Consider the following 21,918-nt stretch of genomic DNA (forward strand, 5'->3'; position numbering starts at 1 on the left):
CTGATCGGCGGCGGCTACACCGTCTATCTCGACGGCCGCAAGGGTGGCGGCACCGTCGACGACGGCTCGATCAAGATCGTCAACAACCAGATCGGCACCGGCCAATGGGGCGAGTTCGCCTTCTATGCCGACAACCCCGTCATTTCCGGCAACGCACAAATGGACGTTGGGCAGCGAAAGCAACGCGACGCTTCGAAGTGAGGCACCTGCGCGGCAGTGCTGCCGCTCCGGACGGCCTTGCCGCCGCCGGCGTTGCGACGAGAGGTGGTTGGGGCGCTGTTATCCCCTGCCGCTCGCTTTGCGGACCATCTTTCTGGTTCGCCGCAACAACGATCCCGCGAGGCTCATCGCATGCGGCGGGTAATCCGCCAAGCCGGCAAACAGAAACCGCAGACCGCGCCTTGTTTTGCCGTCGTTCAACAGCACGATCGCCAGGTCGATGAGCATCCTCGATCTCTGCCGCTTGTACTTGCGAAGAACCGCCCTGTTCTTCCGCAGGATCCTCATCATCCCGATCGTCTGCTTGCGGCTGTTGGACGAGATGCTGTCACCGGAGATGAAACCCAGGACGACGGGTTCGATATCTTCGTAGATCGTCGTGTGCCGAGCAAGCCGGACTGCGAAGTCCCAGTCTTCGTTCGCTCGCGCACAGGTGTCGAACCAGACAGCTTCGGGGAAACAGTCCCGGCGAAACAGGGTGTTTTGCACGCTGATCCGGTTCTCCGACAGCAGATGCGCCACCTGATCCTCTTCCAGCGTCAGTCGCCCTTGCGGCGGTGGTGCATAGGCAATCCTTGCAGGTCCATAGTTGAAGGAAGGATCGCGACCGTAGACGATCTTGGCCCCCGTCACCACGCGCACGTGATCAGGAAGTTGAGAAAACAGGGCAACCTGCCTCTTCAACTTATCCGGCAACCAGATGTCGTCGCTGTCCTGAAAAGCGATGAAATGACCCTTTGCCGCAGCAAGGCCTGTATTGCGTGCTGCGGCTGCCCCCCCGTTTTGCGGGCGGCGGATATACTTCAGCCGTTCATCCTCGATTTTTCGCAAGAGCCCTTCGACGTCTTCGGTCGAGCCGTCGTCGACCACGATGAGCTCAAGGCTCCGGTAGGATTGCGTGAGGACGCTCGTGACGGCGGCAGTCAGGCTGCGCGTTCGATTGAAGGTCGGCAAGATGACAGAGACATCGGCATCCATTGGCGCCTGCCAGTTCATATTACTGTCTCCCGCTTAAGCAGGCGGCCGCCCGGTTCGGTGGTTCATGGCCCATACGCTGCGAACACTATCCGCAAAACAGACGGTGTGGAAAGACAGGCCAAAGCAGGCGCCAGGACATCCATTCGGCGAGGGGCGCAGCACTTTAGAAAACAGCCGAAGCGGCATGCAAAAGCGTACGGCTGTTAATGGATCGCAGCCTCTTTTCACGCACGCCGGTAGTGCGGGAGGCGTCTTGCTTGTGGATAGGGTCAATTTTCAGTGCATAAGCATATCGGCTATGACTTTCCGGAGCGCGGATGAATTGACAGCGCCAAAGACTAACGCAAACATCACGCTGCGATATTCGATCAATATAGGTTAATTGATTTTATGCTTGGTGAATATCGAGGTGTCCTAAACGCATTCATCCTTTGGATGATGGCGGCATTGGCGGGTGCGACCAGTTTTGCTGGTTTGGCTCTGCGTGATTAACGCAACCACCTGAAAGTCAAGGATATTGACGGCCCGTTCCTCTTCCCTAATGGCGTAGGCCCTCCTCCTTTTGACGGTATTTCCCTACCTCGATGGGTCTATATCGGCGACGGCGCGCTTGCTGCTCGTCGGCCTCGCCGTCAGTTGTCACGGCGCTAGGCAAGATCGTTATTATCGGGTAAATAAGCTATATCTCATACACAATACTATATCCTAATGACCGTGAATGACCGCCAAGTTTGAAGCTTTAAAAGCACAGTTGGGGCTAGCACGCGTTCTTTATTGTGTCCCTGTGAAATGGGGGAGGCTGCGCGTGCCGTTGTAGGGAGTAAAGCAGCTATGAACTCAGCAATGATGTCGAACGGTAAGGAAATAACGGGCAATTTCATCCCTTCCATTGCAATCGATTCTTCCAGCAAGGCACAGAAAAACACGCTCGAAGAAACTCTTGCCCCGAGAGAAAGATCACTACTGATCATTGACAGCCGTGCGCTTGATCGCCAATGCCTCGCGCAGTGCATCTCGGCCCACAAGATCGATATGGACGTCGTCGCTTTCGGTTCCATGGAAGAGTGGAAACGCAAACGCCACGACTATCCCCCCCTCGCGGCCATCCTGCTGAATGTGGGAGGCAGGAAGATCGTCGAGCCGGCGGTGTCGGATGAGATCAAGAAGCTGGCAGCGGAGTTCGACGCGCCGATCATCGTCCTTGCGGATACAGACGACCTGGCGCAGATCATGAAGGCGCTGGAATGTGGGGCGAAAGGTTACATCCCCTCTTCCGTCAGCATCGACGTGTGTATCGAAGCCATCGCACTGTCGCTGGCGGGTGGAATCTTCGTACCCGCCAGCAGCGTCTTCGCCATGCGTCAGGTCCTGGAGACCGGCAGCCCTGTCGTGCGGCCGCTGGCCGGCATGTTCACTGCCCGCCAGGCGGAAGTTGTCGAGGCGTTGCGGCGCGGCAAAGCCAACAAGATTATCGCATACGAACTCAATCTGCGGGAAAGCACCGTCAAGGTGCATATCCGCAACATCATGAAGAAGGTGAAGGCCACCAACAGGACCGAGGTCGCCTACAAAATCAACGACCTGTTCCCGACGGACTTTTCCTCCTCCGACACGTCAAGCCGTCTCGAACATTGACGACCACCGATTCTGGACGGCGTAATCAAAAAAGGGCTCCTCAGCGGAGCCCTTTTTTTTGCGGCCGCACCGGCGCGGTCCACTTCCAAGAAGAGCCTCAGAGCCCGGTGCCTCGAAACACGACGAGCGGCGTTCGCGACAGGATCCAAAGATCCGTGCCAAAAGACATCATTCCGAAATAGCGGGTATCGTGCACGGCGCGCTCGGCAAAACTGCAGCCGTTTCTGACGCTGATTTGCCATAGACCGGTCAGACCCGGACGCATTTGGAAGTAAGCCGTTCCAGGATACTGTGCGCGTTGCTCGGGGAGCATCGGCCGAGGGCCAACAAGGCTCATGTCGCCGCGCAGCACGTTCCACAGCTGCGGAAGTTCGTCGAGCGAGTACTTGCGGAGATATTTTCCGATCCGAGTAATGCGGGGATCATCCTTCAACTTCTGGCTATGCTCCCACTCGAGCCGCGCGGCCGGATCCTGGGCAAGATACTCGCGCAGCTTGGCGTCCGCCTGGGGCACCATGGTTCGCAGTTTCCACAATTGGAACACCCTGCCATCCCTGCCGAGACGCGGTTGGTAGAAGAAAGCCTTCTCACCGTCCAGGCGGATCAACAGCGCCACGATACCGACGACGGTCAGCGCGAGCGGCGCAACGGCAAGCGTGACGAAGATGTCGAACAGGCGCTTGACGGCGAGGTAGACAAAGCGCGAGCCAACTGCAGGCTGCTGCGGCAGGGTTTGTGCCGTGAACCGCAACGCATATGGCAGATGGTCTTTCCGCATTGCGGCCTCCGCGTGATGATGGGACATCGCTGCAAGCGCGCAAAGAAAGTCCTCGCCGGGAATCGAACCAGCGGGATACACAGTCAGTTGTTCATCGAGAGCACTTGCGTAAGGTTATATTAACCATAGGAAATGCCGCCTCAATAAATCGCCGTTAGACAATTCGATCTAGTCTCCGCGCGGCGTTCTGATTTCAGGTTGCTCTTTCGGCGGGGCGAACCCCGTAGGCGCCAATGGCGTCTTGCCGGCAAGCGCGGCGCCGGGCCCAGCCCGACAATGGACGCCGCAATCCGCCCCGGCGAGCGATAAGGCATAGGTCGAACGGTCCTACCCAAAGGGATTACCGAGGGCGACAGGCGCAACCGGCGCACCCACCATTGACGATCTACCGTGCGATGCGCAGGCGCCCGAGAATGACGGCGACAGTTTCGGAGATCTGAGTGGTTTTGCAATGAACAGCATGGACTTGCGGTTCTATATTTCGCTCGTGCTTCGCCGGTTGCCGCTGGTCCTGGCGGTTGCCGTGACGGCGTTCCTTGCAGCGGTGGTCGTGGGATCCATGATGCCGAAGCTCTATCGCGCGAGCGCGAAGGTCCTGGTCGAGGCTCCGCAAATCCCGTCGGAACTCGCCCGCTCGTCGGTCGCCATCGGCGCGATCGAGCAACTCCAGGTTCTCCAGCAGCAAATCATCACGCGCAAGAACCTGATCGAGCTGGCCGACAGGCTTGGCATTTACGCCGATACCGAGGAGAGGCCGGCCGACGACGACATCGTCGCGGACCTGAGATCGCGCATCTCGTTTGAACAACTGGCCCTGGCCACGTCATCGCGAGACCAGGACACGACGATCTTCGAGATATCCTTTACCGGGCGCGACCCCGTTCTGGCAGCCATGATCGCCAATGAGATCACGTCGATGCTCGTCGACAGAAACCAGCAGCAGCGCACGGCCCGGGCCGGTAACACGCTCCAGTTCTTCAATCAGGAGGTTGCCAGACTGGGAACCGAACTGAACAAGCTCGAGGCGGATATCCTGAAGTTCAAGACGGAGAACAAGGATACGCTGCCGGACAGCGTGGAGTTTCGCCGCAGCCAGCAGAACAGTCTTCAGGAGCGGGTGTCCTCGCTCGAGCGTGAGGAATCGGAGTTGCGCTCCAGGCGAAGCGCGCTGATCGCCACCTACACCAACACCGGGCGCCTATCGGACGCCATTCCGCTGACGCCGGAGCAACAGATGCTGGCGGACTTGAACCGGGCGTTGGCGGAGCAATTGGCGCTGTTTTCCGAAACCAGCCCGAATGTGGCCGCCCTGCGCAAGCGCATCGCGACGCTGCAGAGCAGGCTTCCCGCCGTGCCGGTGAGGGATGCCGCCCGTGAAGACAAGAAACAGTCCGACGCCGAGACAGCTTCGTTCGGGCTCGATCTGCAACTGTCGGACATCGACGAGCGGCTCCAGGCGATCGGACGCGAAAGAGCCGAAGCAAGCCGCCGCATCGAAGACCTGAGCCGGTCGATCACCGCCACGCCGGCAAGCGAAACGGTGCTGAACGCTTTGGAGCGCAATCGCGAGAACATCCAGACGCAATATAATGCCGCCATTGCCAGGCGTGCCGAAGCCTCGACCGGCAAGCAGATCGAGATGCGATCCGACGGCGGGCGTCTGACGTTGATCGAGGCTGCAACGCCGCCGCTCGATCCGACCAATCCGCGCCGTGGCCGCATCATCCTTCTCGGGGCCCCGCTCGGAATAGCGCTCGGCATCGGTCTCGTCCTGTTGCTGGAACTTATGAACCGAACCGTTCGTCGCCCGGCCGACATTGCAAAGCTTTTGCAGACGCAACCCCTTGCCACCATACCTGACATTCGCAGTGTCGGTGAAATTCGTTCTGTCGGCCGAAAACACCGGATCGCCGCACTCCTGTCCGCCGGAGCTGTGCCGGCCGCCCTGCTGTTGATCCACCACTTCGTCATGCCGCTTCATCTGGTGGTCCAGAAAATCATCTCAGGCCAGTCAGGATCCATATGAAGAGCGGCAAGCCCCCTGAGTTTCACCGGCAGGATTGGGATTTTGATCCATGGAGCAGATACCGGCACCATTGCATGAGGCGATGCGACTACGCAGCATCGATCGGCTCGCAGAGCAGACCGTGCAATCCGCTGCACGGTTCGAGCGGGAGATGACTTGGGACAGCCTTCCCACACTGACGGTCAATTCCGATTTGGCCGAACACAATCGCATCGTCACCGTCAATCGCTCGAATCAGGCCTACAGCGCGTTCGACATGCTGCGCACCAGGCTGCTTCAATGTCTTCGGCAAAACGGCTGGACGTCCGTGGCCATCACCTCGCCGAGGGCTTCCTGCGGAAAGTCGGTCGTCGCGCTCAACCTTGCCTTCAGTCTGGCTAATCAGGCGGATTGTCGGACCGTCCTGATGGATCTTGACCTGAAGCAGCCCGACATCGGCCGCCTGCTCGGCATGAAGAAACCCTCTTCGATGGAGGAATTTCTCAATGGGAACTGCGAACTGCACGAGGTGCTGCACCGCTATGGGGACAATCTGGCAATCGGCATCAACAGCCGGCCGGTAAAGTTCTCCGCCGAACTGCTGCAGAGCCTGAATGCGGCCAAGGCTTTGCGGGACATGCGCAAGCGCATGACACCGGACGTGATCCTGTTCGACCTGCCGCCGATGTTGCCGAACGATGATGTGACGGCGTTCCTGCCGAACGTGGATTGCGCGATCCTCGTTGTCGCCGCCGACCAAAGCACGATGGACGAAGTGGATGTCTGCGAGCGCGAGTTGGCGGAGCGGTCCAACGTGGCTGGCGTTGTCCTGAACAGATGCCGATACGGGCTCTTCTAGAGGGCTTGCCTGGGGACACGTGCCTTCCCCTGAACCGATCCGTTGTTGAAAAAGGGAGCCGGCATGCGCAAGATTATGGTTGTCTATGGGACACGCCCCGAGGCGGTCAAAATGGCCCCATTGATCGCTGAGCTCGGCCGCTCGCGCCATTGTACGCCGATCGTGACCGTTACCGGCCAGCATCGGGAGATGCTGGACCAGGTCAACCGCTTGTTCGGCATTCAACCCCATCACGACCTGGATATCCTCACCCAGTCGCAAACGCTCGAATCCATCACCGCTCGCGTGCTCCAGGGCGTCTCAAAGGTTATCGAGGCCGAGGCGCCCGATGCGCTCGCCGTTCAGGGCGATACCACGACCTGCTTTGCCGCCGCACTTGCATCCTTCTACCGCAAGGTGCCGCTGATCCATCTCGAGGCTGGCCTTCGGACCGGCGACCGCCACAATCCGTTTCCGGAAGAAATCAATCGCCGCCTGACCACGCAGCTCGCGGTCCTGCATCTGGCGCCGACGCGAACGTCGAAAGCCAACCTGTTGAAGGACGGAATCGCAGCAGACAACGTGGTCGTCACCGGCAACACCGTCATTGATGCACTGCTCCACGTATCCGCCGGCAACGCGAAGATCGCCAATCCGGACGTCGAGCGGGTTGCCGGAAGGCGGTGCGTCCTGATCACCGCCCATAGGCGCGAGTCCTGGGGCGAGCCGATGGCCCAGACGGCGCGCGCGATCGCCCGTCTGGCGCGCGCCTTTCCTGACGTCGCCTTTCTGCTTCCGGCCCATCTCAATCCCGCCGTGCGCGCGGTTTTGTTGCCGCCTCTGGAGGGGGTAGAGAATGTCGTGGTGACCGGACCGCTCGACTATGGCGACTTCGTCAAGGCGATGGCGGACTGTTCGATCGTGCTCACCGATAGCGGCGGCGTGCAGGAAGAGGCGCCCACCTTCGGTAAGCCGGTCCTGGTGATGCGCGATACGACCGAGCGTCCGGAAGCGGTCGCCGCTGGCACCGTGCAACTCGTCGGTACGGCCGAAGATCGCATTTTTGATGCGGCCAGTCGGCTCCTTTCGGACCGGAACGCCTACCAGGCGATGGCGCGTGCCGTGAACCCCTATGGTGATGGCCGGGCAGCGATACGGTCGGTCCAAGCGATCGAACACTTCTTTTCGCTCGCGGACCGGCCTGCCGAATTCGATCCCGGCATTGGGGTTGGAGAGGAACGGTCAGCGCCAAGCGCCGCGCGTGTCGTAGATGACTTTGCCGCCTAACCGGGTGTGCCGCAGTGCCCTGAAGGGTTCGTGCTCGACGAGGAGCACGACGATGTCGGCGCGTTCCACGGCCTCGTGCGCGTTCTCGAGGCGGAGGTTTCCGTAGCCTTTCAGCAGTTCGGGCATGGTCGAGACATAGGGATCCGCGACGAGGATCTCGACCTCCGGCAATGCCTTTGCAATCAGGGAGACCACTTCGATCGCCGGACTCTCGCGCGCGTCGTCGACATTTGCCTTGAAGGTCAGCCCCAGGCAGGCAATCGTCGGCGAACGGAATCGTTCGGCCTTGGCCACCACCTGTGCGGCGACGTCGTGCGGCCGCCGGTCGTTGACGTCCCGTGCGGTGCGGATGAGCCGCGCCAGTTCCGGTGCCGCCGAGACGATGAACCAGGGATCCACCGGGATGCAATGTCCGCCGACTCCCGGGCCAGGGCTGAGGATGCCGACGCGCGGATGGCGGTTGGCGAGGCGGATCACCTCCCAGATGTCGATGTGGAGCGATTCGCAGATCGCCGACAGCTCGTTGGCGAAGGCGATGTTGACGTCACGATAGGCGTTTTCGGAAAGCTTCGCCATTTCGGCGCTCGCAGCGTCGGTGAGCAGGATCTCTCCCTGTGCGAACAGCCGATAGATGGATGCCGCCTTCTCGGCACATCGTGGCGTCAGCCCACCCACGACGCGATCGTTTGTCACGATCTCGATCATGATTCGACCGGGAAGCACCCTTTCCGGACAGTGGGCGACGAACACGTCGGCGATGGCATCGCCGTTGCGAGGCATCCGGAGGTCCGGCCGCAGGGCGCCGATCCACCTGCCGACCTTCTCCGTCGTGCCCGGCGGAGACGTGGACTCCAACACCACGATGTTGCCGGGCTTGAGCCTTGGAGCGATCTGTTCCGCTGCCGCCTTCACATAGGACAGGTTTGCAGTCCGGTCCTCGTTGAAGGGGGTCGGGACGGCGATAATGAAGGCATCTGCCTCGGGCGTTTCGGTCGTCGCGGTGAGCCGGCCCATCGCCACGGCGCCACTGACGGCCACCGCGAGATCCGGCTCGACAAAGGGCACCTCGCCGCGCGCGATCGCTGCGACGGTCGAAGGGTTGATGTCGACCCCGATGACGTCGATGCCGCGCGTTGCGATGGCGACGGCGGTCGGCAGGCCGATGTATCCCATCCCGATTATGGCCAGTCGGCCCTTGAATACTTCGCTCATCAACGATGCTCCACTACCTTACTCGGCGGCTGTTGGTTTGGCAGGCGAATCGGGCTCGAAGGCACGGGAGGGACGGATCATTTCCCGCGCCGTCAGCCGGATGAAACTCGTGTTTGTCGCCAGGTAGCGCCACCAAAGCCGCCGCGGCTCCTGCAGCAGGCGGTAGGCCCACTCCATTCCGGCGCGTTGCCAGGCAAGGGGTGCGCGCTTGGTCAAGCCCGCCATGATGTCAAACGATCCTCCGACGCCGTGCAGCACCGGCACATTCAGCGTCGGGCCGTAGGTCGCAAGGAAGATCTCCTTCTTCGGCGATGTCATGCCGATAAAAAGCATGTCGGCCCCGGAGGCGCGAATGGCGCCGGCAACCTGATCGGCCTCGTCCGGCGTGAAATAGCCGTGATGGCTGCAAGCGATCTTCAAGCCAGGGAAACGGGTACGGATCACCTCCTCCAGCCTGCACAGGACGTCCGGCTGGGCGCCGAGGAGTGCAACGGTCCGCCCTTCCTGATGCGCGAGACCCAGCAGGCGGTCGAATACGTCAATCCCGGCAATCCGCTCCGGCAGCGGACGGCGCAGGAGCTTGCTCGCCCAAACGATCGACTGGCCATCGGCGAGAAGCAGATCGCATTCGAGTAGTGAGTTTCGCAGCAGCGTGTCGTTGCGCAGCTTGACGATCTTGGCTGCGTTCAGCACGCCCAGCAACATCCGGCTGCGGGTGGCAAGCGCCGCATGGCAGCGATCGATGACGTCCTCCATGCGCACGGCATCCATATACATCCCATACAGAAGTTGTCGGTGATGCGGCATGTCAGATCTCCCCTGACTGGCTGCCATTGCCATGATTGCCGACCGGGCCCGAGCGCCATGCGTAGATGAGCCAACCGAGCTCATAGGGACGGCACTCGTGATCCACCGGTCCAGGCGGGAACAGCGTGTCGATCATCGGCAGATGCAATCCCGGCGCCATTGCGGTGGTAACCGCGGCGACCGCCCGTGCTGCCTTGGCCGGCTCGCGGCGGGCCACCTTGCGCCAGATGACGCCCTTCTGCGGACAAACGAGTGTTTCCACGGTTTCAGGATGCTCGTCGAGCCACTGCAGACCCATGATGATCGGCCGCCAGTGGTCGCGCCCGCCTGCCTCTCGTAGGTCGAGCAAGGCCATGGGCGCCATCGCGTGCTGATGGACGCTGTAAACGGGATAGCGTTCGACCACGCTTCCATCGCGGGTATCGTAGTGCCACCACCACTGCCCGGCCGGCCCCTGCAGGGCGCAGGTGCGGGCAGCGCACGATTCTGCCGCAGCCAGCGCCGATGCATCGTTCCGGGCGACCGACAGGCGCGCCAGTGCCTGAATCGGATAGACCTGGTCGGCGAAGCAGCCGATATGGGCACGCAGGCGACCGCTTGCGGTTGCCGGCAGCAGGTGCGGGAAAACTCCAGCACGCGATTGCGCCGCCCTCAGTCTCGTGCCGGCAAGGTCCACGACCCGCTCGGTGCTTCCGAGGTGGCGTGCAGCGAGCGCAGCGATGAGGGCCCAGGCGCAGTCGACGGTGTCAATGGGCGCCTGCGATTCGAGCCGCGCTGCAAGCGCGGCGAAAAGGGCGTCCGCGCACATGCCGCCGGCTTCAGCCGCCCCCCATGCCGCCAGCGCGGCAGCACCGGCGTCGGGCGAGGCCTCGGCGCGCAGGGCGCAGGTGCGCGCCAGTTCGGCAGCGGTGCGTCCACCGAGGACCATCCGCTGCACCTCATGGTCGACATGGGACAGCCCCAGGGCCGCCATTGCCGCGTATCGCAGGCTGTCGCCTTCCAGTCGCTCGATCCAACCGGTGCCGGTTCGGACCGCGCGCAGCGTGTGCCCGAAAACGCCGCCGTCGTGCATCCGGCGCAGACCGTCCTCCGCCAGCGTCAACAACTGATCGACCCTTGCGCGGGCGGTTGCCGAAACGTCGGCAAGTGCTTGCAGCCGGCTGGATGGACTCGATTTTGAGTGATCGACTGAGATTCGGGCCGCTGGGCGGCGGTCCGAACTCGGCTCTTGTTCAATCGGATCCGATGAACGCTTTGCTTCGAATGACATAAAACCTTCCAATGCCTCGCCGTGTTCAGAAGCGGCGGCTGATCAAAGGTTGCAGAATGAACTGCGTGAAGAGCGGAGAATTCCTGTGTCTTCCGGAAGCATGCTAGGAAATTCTCGACGATAATCCACCGCGCTCATAGACTTAACGACACCGCCAGACCTTGCCGCCGGGGGTGGGGACATGCGCCGATAGGATAGGGGCATGCGTGCGTTTCTTGCCTTTCCGTATAAGGGAAAGGTTCGATTCGGCGGGCGTCTACCTCTCTCGGCAGTCTTTCGGCATCGGCCCGTTCCTGCAATCTTTCCGCGGGGCTCGCCGTCGCGGGCCGCCTCCACACGAGAGCGCGGATATGGACGCATTGCGCACGCCTTCAGACGACCCGCGAGCAAGTCAGACCCCCTCGCCTGTCAAAGGGACCGCCGGGATTGCGGTTGTCATCGTCACCTACAACAGCGAAGAGGTTTTGCCCGGACTTCTGGATTCCCTGGCGGAGGGATTGGAAGGCCTCACGCGTCGGGACGTGATCGTCGTCGACAACGATTCACGTGACGCTTCCGTCGAACTGGCGCGCGCGCATCCATTCGGCGTCAGGGTCATCGAGACTGGCCGAAACGCTGGCTTTGCGGCTGGCATCAATGCAGCGGCGGCAACCACCGACAAAGACATGCACCTTCTCGTCCTCAACCCGGACATTCGGCTTCATCGCGGCGCGGCAGCGCGTCTTGTGGCGCGCCTGGACGATCCATCGATCGGCGTCGTCGCGCCGCAGATGCTCAACGAGGACGGGATGGTGGCCCAGTCACTTCGCCGCGAACCGTCGCTGATGACCGCATGGTCCGATGCGTTGGCCGGAACCCGACTTGCCGCTCGCCTCGGCCTCGGCGAGATCGTCGCCGATCCCCTGCTCTATCGCACCGGCGGAAAGGTCGACTGGGCAACCGGTGCCGCGCTTGCGGTCTCGGCGCGGTCCCGATCGGTCGTCGGAGACTGGGATGATTCCTTTTTCCTCTATAGCGAGGAAGTCGACTACATGCAGCGGGTCAGGCGGGCGGGCCTCGCCGTCGTCTATGATACGCAGGCGCGCACCACGCACATCGGCGGCGCCTATCATAACGACTATTTTCTCTCCACGCTCATGACGAAGAACCGCATCCGGTACTTTCGTCGCCATCACGGCGCCCTTGCCACGGCGCTGTTTCGCCTGAGCATCGTTGTCGGCGAAACCATGCGCATGGGTCTGGGTGCCGGGCACCGCGCGGCGCTGCGGGCCGCACTGGGCGGATCGCTCAGGCAGCCCGGTTACGGCGCGCCAAACCGATAAGTTCAGCATAAATCTCGTCCATCCGGTCGAGCTTCGCCGACCACAGCCCGGTCTTGGTGACGTGGGCATGGGCCGCAGCGCCCATGCGCCGGCGCAGGGCAGGATCGTCGACGAGCCTGCGGATGGCCGAGGACAGGTCGCGCGCCAACGCTTCCGGCGTGGTCGCGGCAAGCTTGATGGCGCATTGATCGATCGTAGCGGTGCCGGGGCCGCCACGGTCGACGACGATCAGCGGCAGCGAGTGGCCCATGGCTTCCAGCGCGACGTTTCCGCCCGGCTCCCGATAGCTCGGAAACACGAAGATGTCCGCCTGACGATAGAATTCTGCGACTTCGTCCTTGGATCGCCAGCCCTGCAGGCGCACCCGGTCGCCGAGGCCAGACGAGTCGACCAGGGCTTGGCACGCCTCGCGTTCCGGACCGTCCCCGACGATGTCGAGCTCTATCGGAAGCTCCCGCACGAGCGCCATGGCCCGCACTATGTCGCGTGCGCCTTTGGTGCGGACGAGCCGGCCGACGAAAAGCAGCTTCACGGGCCCGGATCTGCCGAACCGGTCGACAGGCGGTGGGACCTGGTCCAGCGCCGTTTCACTCATAAGCTCGAAACGTTGCAGCGGAACCCCGGCAAGATGTTCCCGCACGTAGTCGGCGATGCCAAGGACACAGTCCGCACGCTGATAGGTCGCGCGCAGCAGCGGGTCCCAGCGCAGCCGGTAGCGGTCCAGTTTGCGCAGCTTCATGAACCAGGGACTCGTGCCCTCGTCTCCGGCGAAGCCCTCAGGAGACGAAAGCCCCCCACCCACTGGTCCGATGACCAACGGAATGCCGAGATTTGCCGCCGGCGACGGATAGCGCATGGCAACCGGCACAGGTTGATGGACGAGATCGAACTGGTGGCCGGCGGCGAGCGCGGAGCGTATCCAGTGCCGGGCTCGGAAATAGAACGGGATGTATCCCGGCTTCATCAGGCTGTTCAATCGCTCCGCCCGTCCCAGCAGCGCCGGTTCCGTCCATTCCACGATCTCCATACCGGAAAGTTGCCGCCGGGCAGGCACCGCGTTGCGCTTGTGATAGGTCAGCAAGGTGACGTCATGGCGTTCACCGAGGTGCTGCGCCCAGCGGGATGCGACCCAGGCTTCACCGACGTCTTCGCCGTTGCAGGTCGGAGCAACAAGCAGGATCTTTGCCACTTCCACCACCCTTCAGCGTCCAATGGCGCCTGCCCACATTGCCCGCGCTCTGGAATCTATGATCCCCCGATCGGAACGATCAACACGGCACAAGGTAGATCCAGGCTCTGCCGGTTGCAGGGCGAGCCACCTCGAAGGGACGAGAACGGCCGCCCCACCTGTCCGTTTGGCGGGTGGCTGCAGGCGAGGATTAGAGGCCAGTCTGACTGCAGGCTTGTGGAGTCCACGACATTCCGGGCCGCCTATTGTCCGGGTCCCATGGCGGTTGTGCACCACTCCATTTTCCAGTTCTTGGGGAGTCTTCTAGTGATCGGCGCCGTCCGCAATGGTTGCCGTTGCTCGCAATACGCCTCCATGGTTGCAAAATTGCGATATTCATAAAAAACGTCAAATTCATCGTAAGCGCGAGAGGTCGAAATTCACTCGCTTTGCGGAGTTTGAGATTTCCCTAATGGTTTCAATGCGCGGCGCTCGAATTCAGCTTTCGTAATGCTTTTCCGCAGGAGACTCGCTCCAGGATTCTGCCGCAATTCCGGCAGCACGGATTTCTACCAATATTTCAAGAAACAAAACCCCGCAGCGGCGAATAATATGGCAGCAATCGGGCGATATTGTTGTGTTTTCTTACTTCTCCAGTGCTGTTGCCCTCTCAAATGACCTGACCTATTAGTCCCCGCCGTAACGCCGGACCTACAAAAATATTAACCGGTATAGCCCAGAATAGTACCACCGTCTCCAAAGGGTTCAGGGTGGGGAGAAAGGCAAAAGAAGCAGTGACAAGCAAAATTCGCGATGTAACCGAAGCCGGAGTTCAGGCTGAAACGACGCTCGTCGACCTTATCGGCAATGCCATCAACGAAAACAGCCAGACTGCGGCTCCAATGCTAGACAAGATCTTCGATCGTCTGTCGAAGGTCACCGACCACAACAACGACGCCGGCAATAGCTTTGCCGACCGTCTCAAGCTGCGGTCCGCCCATGACAGCGACAAGGGCTGGAACGGCTCGTCGTCGTCTGACAAGTCGGAAACCACGTCCACGAAGGGCGATCTGGATTCGGCAATCGAACTGGCTGCGATGAAGCCCGGTGCCGTCGCCGACGAAGTCACGACCACCGCTGCGGCGCCGGCCAAGAGTGCAACCATTGCGCCTGCCGCAGCCGCTCCTGCCGCCGCTGCCGCCTCGACGGTCACCGGCTTCCCGGATGCGTCGAACACCGGCATTGCCGCCGGCTCGAACATGACCAAGTACACCGGCACCTACCGGGTCACCCAGGACAACGCGGTGATCAGCAACCTGGAAGTCTACGGCGCCATCATCATCGACGCCAAGAACGTGACGCTGAAGAACGTCAAGCTGACCTCCGACACGCCGTGGCACGCGCTGCGCGTCATGGACGGCGCCACCGGCTTCACCCTGCAGGACAGCGAGGTCGACGGCCAGGGCCGGACCGTCAACGCCATCTACGGCAACGGCACGTTCCTGCGCAACAACCTGCATGACGTCGACAACGGCATCAACGTCGTCGGCCCGTCGGTGATCCGCGACAACTTCATCCACAGCCTGCGCGGCGGCAGCGACGCCCACTACGACGGCATCGAGATCAACGGCGGCGGCACCGACGCCCGCGGTGCCCATGACATCCAGATCATCCACAACACCGTCATCAACGACCACGAGCAGACCTCGGCGGTGATGATGAACAACGAGTTCGGCGGCCTGTCGAACATCACCATCGAGGGCAACCGCCTGATCGGCGGCGGCTACACCGTCTATCTCGACGGCCGCAAGGGTGGCGGCACCGTCGACGACGGCTCGATCAAGATCGTCAACAACCAGATCGGCACCGGCCAGTGGGGCAAGTTCGCCTTCTATGACGACAACCCCGTCGTTTCCGGCAACACCGATCCGGGCACGATGCCGGATATGGGTGGCGTGAATCCGGGCACCGATGCCCCGGCCGCCACGGTCTACACCGGCACCGCAGGCGACGACAACATGCCGCTCTCCGGTCAGTCCAATGGTGGCAACGAGACCTTCAAGGGCCTCGGCGGCAATGACGTGCTGAAGGGTGGCGCCGGTGCCGACGTTCTAGACGGTGGCGCCGGGACCGACACGGCGACCTATGCCGGTTCGTCCGCGGTCAACGTCAACCTGAAGACCGGCAAGGCGAGTGGCGGCCATGCCACCGGAGACAAGCTCATCGGTATCGAGAACCTGACGGGTTCGAGCTACAACGATACGCTTGCCGGCAATGATGCGCGCAATGTTCTGGTTGGCGGCAAGGGCAGTGACAAGCTCGTCGGTTTGGGCGGAAACGACGTCTACAGTGTCGACAACGCGGGTGACGTGGTGACCGAACAGGTCAATGGCGGGTACGATCACGTCAAAGCCTCGGTCGATTTCAAGCTCGGTGCATATGTGGAGAAGCTGGAACTGACAGGCACATCCAACCTGTCCGGCACCGGAAACGGGCAGGCAAACTCCCTCATTGGCAATGCCGGCAACAACAAGCTCACCGGCGGCGCTGGCAATGACACGATCAGCGGTGGCATCGGCAATGACACGCTGAGCGGTGGCGCCGGAAACGACACGCTGACCGGTGATGCCGGAAGCGACACGGTCACCGGTGGTGCCGGAAACGACACGCTGACCGGAGGCGCCGGCTTCGACAAGCTGACCGGTGGCAGTGGTGCGGACAAGTTTGTGTTCCAGCAGGCCAGCCTCACGGCGGACCATATCACCGACTTCGGCTCGAACGATCTGATCTACTTCGACGTGACATCCGGTGCGACGGGCGCGCTGAACGCCAGCGCGTTCCGGCTCGGCACGAAGGCGCTCGACAGCAACGACCGGTTCATCTTCGACAAGGCGAGCCATACGCTCTACTTCGACAAGGATGGCAACGGTTCCGCCGGCCAGGTCAAGGTTGCCGAGCTCGATAACGGCTACACGCTGTCGGCCAACGATATCTGGCTGTTTTAAGATTGATGCCTTGGGCGGCAGCCGCCGCCCATGGCATGCTTCGCTGACAAGCCCGCCGATCGCTCGGCGGGCTTGTTGTGTCCTCGGCAGGTATGTTCGGCCTTCTTTGCATTGGGCGTGTTGACGACCGTTTCCGGGACCTGGCGGACCCGAAAGGCTGGCTCACCGCGGCCTTGCGTTTAGGCCCTGCCGGCTTCCCAGCCGAGCATCGCCCGCTTGCGGGTAAGCCCCCAGTGATAGCCGGTGAGCGCACCGCTCTTGCCAAGCGCGCGATGACAGGGCACCACGAAGGAAATCGGGTTGCGGCCGACGGCTGCGCCGACCGCCCTCGAGGCCTTCGGCTGGCCGAGCTGTCCGGCGATATCGGAATAGGTCACCGCCTTGCCCATCGGGATGCGCAGAAGCGCCTGCCACACGCGGACCTGGAAATCCGACCCGATCAGGACGATGCGAAGCGGCTCTTCCGCGTTCCAACGGGCCGGATCGAAGACCCGCGCGGCATAGGGGGCGGTCGCCTGGCGATCCTCCACATATTTTGCGTTCGGCCAGCGGCAGGCCATGTCCTCGAAGCAGGCGCTGCCGTCCTCATCGTCACTGAAGGCAAGGCCTGCGAGGCCGCGCTCGGTGATCATGACCAGCGCCCGCCCGAACGGCGAGGGATGGAAGCCCCAGCGGAGCGTCAGTCCTTCGCCGCGCGCCTTCCACTCTCCCGGTGACATTGCCTCGTGGGTCACGAACAGGTCATGCAGACGGCTTGGCCCGGACAGGCCGACCTCGATGCTCGTCTCGAGCAGGGGCAGCGATTCCTGGCGCAGCAGGCGCTTGGCGTGATCCAGCGTCACGGCCTGCAGGAAGGCCTTGGGCGAAAGACCGGCCCAATGGGTGAAGGTTTTCTGCAATTGCGTCGGCGACTGCTTCAGGCGGGCGGCGATTTCGTCCAGCGAGGGCTGGTCGCGGTAGTCGTCGGTGATCATCTCGATGACGCGTCGGACGGTTTCATAGTCGGCGCCATCAGGGGTGATGTCGGATTTCAGCGTGGCGGCAATGGTCATCGTTTTTCTCCTGTGGCTACAGGAAAACACGCCATGCGCGGTCCCGCCACCCGAAACTTGCTCCAGGCTCAGTATCCGCGCTTGACCTGGGCAAGGGCGCCAGCGAACGCCGTCGCAAAGCGCTCGCGGTCATCGAGGTGCAGGAAGCTGCCGACGTCGGTCCGGCGTCCCTGGCCGCTGACCGCCATGTCCGTGATGCCGATCTCATCGCGCCGCGACACATGGAAACGCGCCCAGAACGGGTTGAAGTCGTGCTTGGCCTCGCGGCCCGAAGGTGCAAGCTTGCGGATCGAGATGTTGGTGCGTGACAGGGCGACCAATTCTCGGGCGCGGGCGGCACGGTTGTTCAACCAGAAGGCCGCGAGCAGGATGAGGAAGTCGACACCGAAGAACATCACGATCGGCCAGGCCCCGGAAAGGAGGAAAACCGCCATATGGGCGAAGGTCAATGCGCCGGCGATGAGGAAGAAGATCAGGTGCCCTTTTCGGCCCAGCGACCGGTGCGGCCTGAGCTCGGCGACGAACACAGGCCGGTCGTTCAGGCTGATCTCGTCATTGCCATCGTTCATGACCGACGACTATAGAGGGAACATGAAGAACGCGAAACCGAAATCAGGCGTTGCCGTCGGCTCCCGGGCGGCACCGAAGCGCCGCGCCACCAAGCAGAAGACCGCGTATTCGCCGGACGAGATCCACGAGATCTTCCGCCGCTTCTCGATCCAGCGCCCGGAGCCGAAGGGCGAGCTGGAACACGTCAATCCGTTCACCCTCGTCGTCGCGGTTGCACTCTCCGCGCAGGCGACCGATGCCGGCGTCAACAAGGCGACGCGCGCGCTCTTTGCCGCAGCTGACACGCCGGAAAAGATGCTGGCGCTCGGCGAAGACAGTGTGCGCGACCACATCAAGACGATCGGGCTTTACCGCAACAAGGCGAAGAACGTGATCGCGCTGAGCCGGAAGCTCGTCGACGAATTCGGCGGCGAGGTGCCGCGGACCCGCGAGGAACTGGTGACTCTTCCGGGTGTCGGCCGGAAGACCGCGAACGTGGTGCTGTCGATGGCATTCGGCCAGGCGACGATCGCCGTGGACACCCACATCTTGCGCATTGCCAACCGCATCCTGCTCGCCCCCGGCAAGACGCCGGACGAGGTTGAGGACCGGTTGATGCGGATCATCCCGGACGAGTATCTCTACCGTGCCCATCACTGGCTGATCCTGCACGGGCGCTACGTCTGCAAGGCGCGGAAGCCAGAATGCGAACGCTGCGTGATCGCCGACATTTGTCGATCGCCCGAGAAGACCTGCGACATCCCGGCTCCGCTGGTGGAGTTGCCGCCGCAGGCTATCGCGGCGGCGGGCTAGCTCGCGAGCCTTTCGCGCGACCCGTCCGCAAGAACTCAGCCACGAAAGGCCGGATCGGAACGCGAGAGCAGCTTGTGCAGATGTACCATCAGGCCGGCGGCGAAGAGCGGGGTCAGCAGGTTGACGACCGGTATCGCGAGAAAGGCGGCAATGGCGAGACCGCCCAGCAAGACGGTTGTGGCGTGCTTGGAGCGAAAAAGCCGCGCCTCCTCGGGCGGACGGAAGCGCATCGCCGCGAACTCGAAGAACTCGCGCCCGAGCAGATAGCCGTTGACGAGGAAGAAGGCGATCAGATTGACGCCCGGGATGATCAGCAGCAGCAGCGCCGCCAGGTTACCGAGCAGCACCACGCCTAGGAACTTGATGGAACTGGCGATTGCCGTGCCGAGCGGCAACGGTTTGCCGGGCGGATCGCCAGGATAGTGGCGCTGTTCAACGACCTCGGCCACGTCATCGAGGAAGAAGCCGGCGACAACCGCCGTGACCGGCGCGAGCAGAAGCGCCAGCGATAGCGCCAGGCCAGCACTCGCGAAGATGCCGGCAAAGACGGCCAGCCAGCCCGCCCAGTCCGGAACGCCGGTCAGGTAGCCGTCGAAATAGGGAAGCGCGTAGGCGATGAAGCTCTCCCGAAGGGCGAACCACAGCGCGATCAGAAAGAAGATCGTTAGCCCAAGCACCTTCCAGAACACGCGGCGTGTTTCCGGCGCGAAAAGATTGGCGAGGGCCAGGCGTACCGCGTCGAGGATCATCCGCTTTCTCCCTGTTGCGCCGGCGGATGTAGGGTGTGGGCAACCGCGGCGCAAGCCAGCATCGCGCGGTTGCGGATTAAGTCCGCGTTAAGTCGCCGAAACTAGACTCTCCGCCAAAAGGCTCGCCAACGGCGACAACAGAATCTGGGACTCTCAATGCGCACGATCAGGATTAGTCGACTCCTTCCCGCTCTTTTCATCTTGATGGTGGCGCTCGGCGCTTTGCAGGGCGCTGTCGCGTTCCGGTCCCTGTCGACGATTACCGGCCAGTTCGAGCGTATCGGCCGCGAGCGCATGCCGCAGATGAGCGCGATCCTGCAGATCAGCCACGACTTCGCGAAGCTGCAAGGCGCCTACGCCGAGCACATGCTGACGAGGGATCCGGACGCAATACCGGTGATCGAGACCAACATCGCCGAACACGCCGAAGCACTGACCAAGCAGATCGACACCTACGCGGCCGCGATCTCTGGCGATCCGGACGCGGCAAATGTGGTCGACAGCGTCAAAAGCAGCCTCGCCACCTATCTCGCGGAATCGGAAAAGCTGAAGCAGGCTTCCGCCATGGCCGCCAAGGGCGTTGCCGCGGAAATCTTTCAAGGCCCCATGAAGCAGGACGCCGACAGGATCGAGGCGGCACTCGCCAGCCTGATCGCCAGCACTGAGAGCACGACCGGGAACGGCATCGAGGCCGCCTTGGCTGAACAGAAGCTCGCCTACCGGCTGACGATCGCCGCACTGATGCTGTCCGTCGGACTCGCCATTGCGGCAATCTTCATCGTCAACCGCCGCGTGGTCCGGCCGCTGAACGGCATTTCTGGCGCAATGAAGCAGGTTGCGCAGGGCAACATCGGCCAGGAAATTCCCTACTCCGAACGTCTCGACGAGATCGGAGAAATGGCGGGTGCGGTTGCCGTGTTCCGGGACAATGCCGGCGAACGCATGCGGCTCGAGCGCCAGGCAACGTCCGACCGGGCTATTGCCGAGGGCGAGCGCATGGCGCGCGAAGCGGAGCGCAATCGCGAGAGCGGCAAGGTGCAGGCCGCCGTCGCCTCGCTTGCCGACGCGTTGGGCCGGCTGGCCTCCGGCGACATGACCTGCGATATCCATACGCCCTTCGAGGGGGAACTCGACCGCCTGCGGCAGGATTTCAACACATCCGTTGCACGGCTGAAGGAGGCGCTCTGCGAAGTTGGCGACAATGCGCGGGCGATCGATGCCGGCGCGCGCCAGATCCGCTCTGCCGCCGACGCCCTCGCCCGCCGCACCGAGCATCAGGCGGCTTCCGTCGAGGAGACGGCTGCAGCGCTGGAGCAGATCACGACGACGGTGAAGGATTCGACACGCCGCGCCGAGGAAGCCGGCACCTTGGTGGCCCGCACGCGTGGCGGTGCGGAAAAGTCGGGCGAAATTGTCCGCCGCGCGATTTCGGCCATGCAGCAGATCGAGCAGTCGTCCGGAGAAATCGGCAACATCATCGGTGTCATCGACGATATTGCCTTCCAGACGAACCTTCTCGCCCTGAACGCCGGCGTAGAAGCCGCGCGCGCCGGTGAAGCGGGCAAGGGCTTCGCAGTCGTTGCCCAGGAAGTGCGCGAGCTGGCACAACGCTCGGCCAAGGCTGCGCGAGAAATCAAGGCGCTGATCACGGCCTCGGGTGCCCAGGTCCAGGACGGCGTCGCACTTGTCGACGAAACCGGCAAGGCACTCGAAACGATCGTTGCCGAGGTCCAGGAGATCAACGGCCACGTCCAGGCGATCGTCGTGGCGGCGCGTGAACAGGCAAGCGGGCTTTCGGAGATCAACACGGCGGTCGGCACCATGGACCAGGGAACGCAGCAGAACGCGGCGATGGTCGAGGAGACGACGGCTGCAAGCCACGGCCTCGCCGACGACGTACAGGCGCTGAACACGCTGATCGGCCGATTCAATGTCGGTGCCGCCCAGAGCCAGTCCGCGCGCGCACCGCACCTTCAGGTGATGCAGGCATCCGAGGCTGCGCCGGCCTCCCCGGCTTCGTCGCCGCGGACGATGTCGGTGACGAAACCGGCAGCGCCATCACAGGGCACGGTGACCCAACTGCCGCGCAAGTCGTCTGGCCAATGGAACGTAAAGGCGGCCAGCGAGAAATCGCGGGCGGTTGCCTCTCCGGCGAACCTGTTGAAGCAAAAGCTGCTCGGCGCCCTTGGCGCAGGCAAGAAGGACGGCGACTGGGAGGAATTCTGACCCTC

At 62.5% G+C, this 21,918-nt stretch carries 17 protein-coding genes and 1 pseudogene; 9 read left to right on the forward strand and 9 right to left on the reverse strand.

Annotated features, from left to right (window positions below; translation table 11 throughout):
- A pseudogene (locus tag J2Y48_RS24210) lies at window positions 1-201 on the forward strand (hypothetical protein); the annotation flags it as partial.
- 78 nt (window positions 202-279) lie between these two features.
- Here the strand turns inward: J2Y48_RS24210 and J2Y48_RS24215 are convergent.
- Window positions 280-1,215, reverse strand: a complete 936-nt coding sequence (locus J2Y48_RS24215) for a glycosyltransferase family 2 protein (protein WP_310423833.1) — start codon at window positions 1,213-1,215, stop codon at window positions 280-282.
- A gap of 813 nt (window positions 1,216-2,028) precedes the next feature.
- Between J2Y48_RS24215 and J2Y48_RS24220 the strand changes: the two genes are divergently transcribed.
- On the forward strand, window positions 2,029-2,832 hold the full coding sequence (locus J2Y48_RS24220) for a response regulator transcription factor (protein WP_310423836.1): 804 nt from the start codon (window positions 2,029-2,031) through the stop codon (window positions 2,830-2,832).
- A gap of 97 nt (window positions 2,833-2,929) precedes the next feature.
- Here J2Y48_RS24220 and J2Y48_RS24225 read toward each other — a convergent pair whose 3' ends face one another.
- A complete protein-coding gene (locus J2Y48_RS24225) occupies window positions 2,930-3,610 on the reverse strand; it encodes a sugar transferase (protein WP_310423839.1) in 681 nt (226 codons plus the stop codon).
- 451 nt (window positions 3,611-4,061) lie between these two features.
- On the opposite strand from J2Y48_RS24225, the gene J2Y48_RS24230 reads away from it, so the two are divergent.
- From J2Y48_RS24230 to wecB, 3 genes are all read left to right on the forward strand, one after another.
- On the forward strand, window positions 4,062-5,636 hold the full coding sequence (locus tag J2Y48_RS24230) for a lipopolysaccharide biosynthesis protein (RefSeq protein WP_310423842.1): 1,575 nt from the start codon (window positions 4,062-4,064) through the stop codon (window positions 5,634-5,636).
- Window positions 5,637-5,685: 49 nt separating this feature from the next.
- Window positions 5,686-6,474, forward strand: a complete 789-nt coding sequence (locus tag J2Y48_RS24235) for a CpsD/CapB family tyrosine-protein kinase (RefSeq protein WP_405030312.1) — start codon at window positions 5,686-5,688, stop codon at window positions 6,472-6,474.
- A 63-nt stretch (window positions 6,475-6,537) separates the two neighbouring features.
- On the forward strand, window positions 6,538-7,740 hold the full coding sequence (gene wecB, locus J2Y48_RS24240; protein WP_310423846.1) for a non-hydrolyzing UDP-N-acetylglucosamine 2-epimerase: 1,203 nt from the start codon (window positions 6,538-6,540) through the stop codon (window positions 7,738-7,740).
- On the opposite strand, the gene wecC is transcribed toward wecB, so the two are convergent.
- Genes wecC through J2Y48_RS24255 form a run of 3 tightly spaced genes read right to left on the reverse strand, consistent with a single transcriptional unit; the run spans window position 7,696 to window position 10,864 of the window.
- Window positions 7,696-8,952, reverse strand: a complete 1,257-nt coding sequence (gene wecC, locus J2Y48_RS24245) for a UDP-N-acetyl-D-mannosamine dehydrogenase (RefSeq protein WP_310423849.1) — start codon at window positions 8,950-8,952, stop codon at window positions 7,696-7,698. The genes wecB and wecC overlap by 45 nt on opposite strands.
- Before the next feature lie 18 nt (window positions 8,953-8,970).
- The gene (locus J2Y48_RS24250) at window positions 8,971-9,759 is read right to left on the reverse strand and encodes a WecB/TagA/CpsF family glycosyltransferase (protein WP_310423852.1); all 789 of its coding nucleotides are present in this window, start codon (window positions 9,757-9,759) and stop codon (window positions 8,971-8,973) included.
- Between the two features lies 1 nt (window position 9,760).
- A complete protein-coding gene (locus tag J2Y48_RS24255; protein ID WP_310423856.1) occupies window positions 9,761-10,864 on the reverse strand; it encodes a hypothetical protein in 1,104 nt (367 codons plus the stop codon).
- A gap of 515 nt (window positions 10,865-11,379) precedes the next feature.
- Between J2Y48_RS24255 and J2Y48_RS24260 the strand changes: the two genes are divergently transcribed.
- Window positions 11,380-12,351, forward strand: a complete 972-nt coding sequence (locus tag J2Y48_RS24260) for a glycosyltransferase family 2 protein (RefSeq protein WP_310423858.1) — start codon at window positions 11,380-11,382, stop codon at window positions 12,349-12,351.
- Here the strand turns inward: J2Y48_RS24260 and J2Y48_RS24265 are convergent.
- Window positions 12,317-13,540, reverse strand: coding sequence for a glycosyltransferase family 4 protein (locus tag J2Y48_RS24265; protein ID WP_310423862.1), 1,224 nt, complete (start codon window positions 13,538-13,540; stop codon window positions 12,317-12,319). The genes J2Y48_RS24260 and J2Y48_RS24265 overlap by 35 nt on opposite strands.
- A gap of 773 nt (window positions 13,541-14,313) precedes the next feature.
- On the opposite strand from J2Y48_RS24265, the gene J2Y48_RS24270 reads away from it, so the two are divergent.
- Window positions 14,314-16,524, forward strand: coding sequence for a calcium-binding protein (locus J2Y48_RS24270; protein WP_310423865.1), 2,211 nt, complete (start codon window positions 14,314-14,316; stop codon window positions 16,522-16,524).
- A 179-nt stretch (window positions 16,525-16,703) separates the two neighbouring features.
- Here the strand turns inward: J2Y48_RS24270 and J2Y48_RS24275 are convergent, their stop codons facing one another.
- Together J2Y48_RS24275 and J2Y48_RS24280 are read right to left on the reverse strand one after the other, a co-directional pair.
- Complete coding sequence (locus J2Y48_RS24275) at window positions 16,704-17,576, reverse strand: bifunctional helix-turn-helix domain-containing protein/methylated-DNA--[protein]-cysteine S-methyltransferase (RefSeq protein ID WP_310423867.1); 873 nt, start codon at window positions 17,574-17,576, stop codon at window positions 16,704-16,706.
- A 68-nt stretch (window positions 17,577-17,644) separates the two neighbouring features.
- On the reverse strand, window positions 17,645-18,145 hold the full coding sequence (locus J2Y48_RS24280; RefSeq protein ID WP_310423871.1) for a DUF2244 domain-containing protein: 501 nt from the start codon (window positions 18,143-18,145) through the stop codon (window positions 17,645-17,647).
- Here J2Y48_RS24280 and nth point away from each other — a divergent pair.
- Window positions 18,144-18,938, forward strand: a complete 795-nt coding sequence (gene nth / locus J2Y48_RS24285; protein WP_310423874.1) for an endonuclease III — start codon at window positions 18,144-18,146, stop codon at window positions 18,936-18,938. The two genes, J2Y48_RS24280 and nth, sit on opposite strands and share 2 nt — an antisense overlap.
- 35 nt (window positions 18,939-18,973) lie before the next feature.
- Here nth and J2Y48_RS24290 read toward each other — a convergent pair whose 3' ends face one another.
- The gene (locus J2Y48_RS24290) at window positions 18,974-19,687 is read right to left on the reverse strand and encodes a sulfate transporter family protein (RefSeq protein ID WP_310423877.1); all 714 of its coding nucleotides are present in this window, start codon (window positions 19,685-19,687) and stop codon (window positions 18,974-18,976) included.
- 156 nt (window positions 19,688-19,843) lie between these two features.
- Here J2Y48_RS24290 and J2Y48_RS24295 point away from each other — a divergent pair, with 156 nt between their 5' ends.
- Window positions 19,844-21,913: a HAMP domain-containing methyl-accepting chemotaxis protein gene (locus J2Y48_RS24295; RefSeq protein ID WP_310423880.1), complete on the forward strand. Its 2,070-nt coding sequence runs from the start codon at window positions 19,844-19,846 to the stop codon at window positions 21,911-21,913.
- Window positions 21,914-21,918: the final 5 nt, after the last annotated feature.

This window comes from Mycoplana sp. BE70 (assembly GCF_031455855.1).
Classification (GTDB): Bacteria; Pseudomonadota; Alphaproteobacteria; order Rhizobiales; family Rhizobiaceae; genus Mycoplana.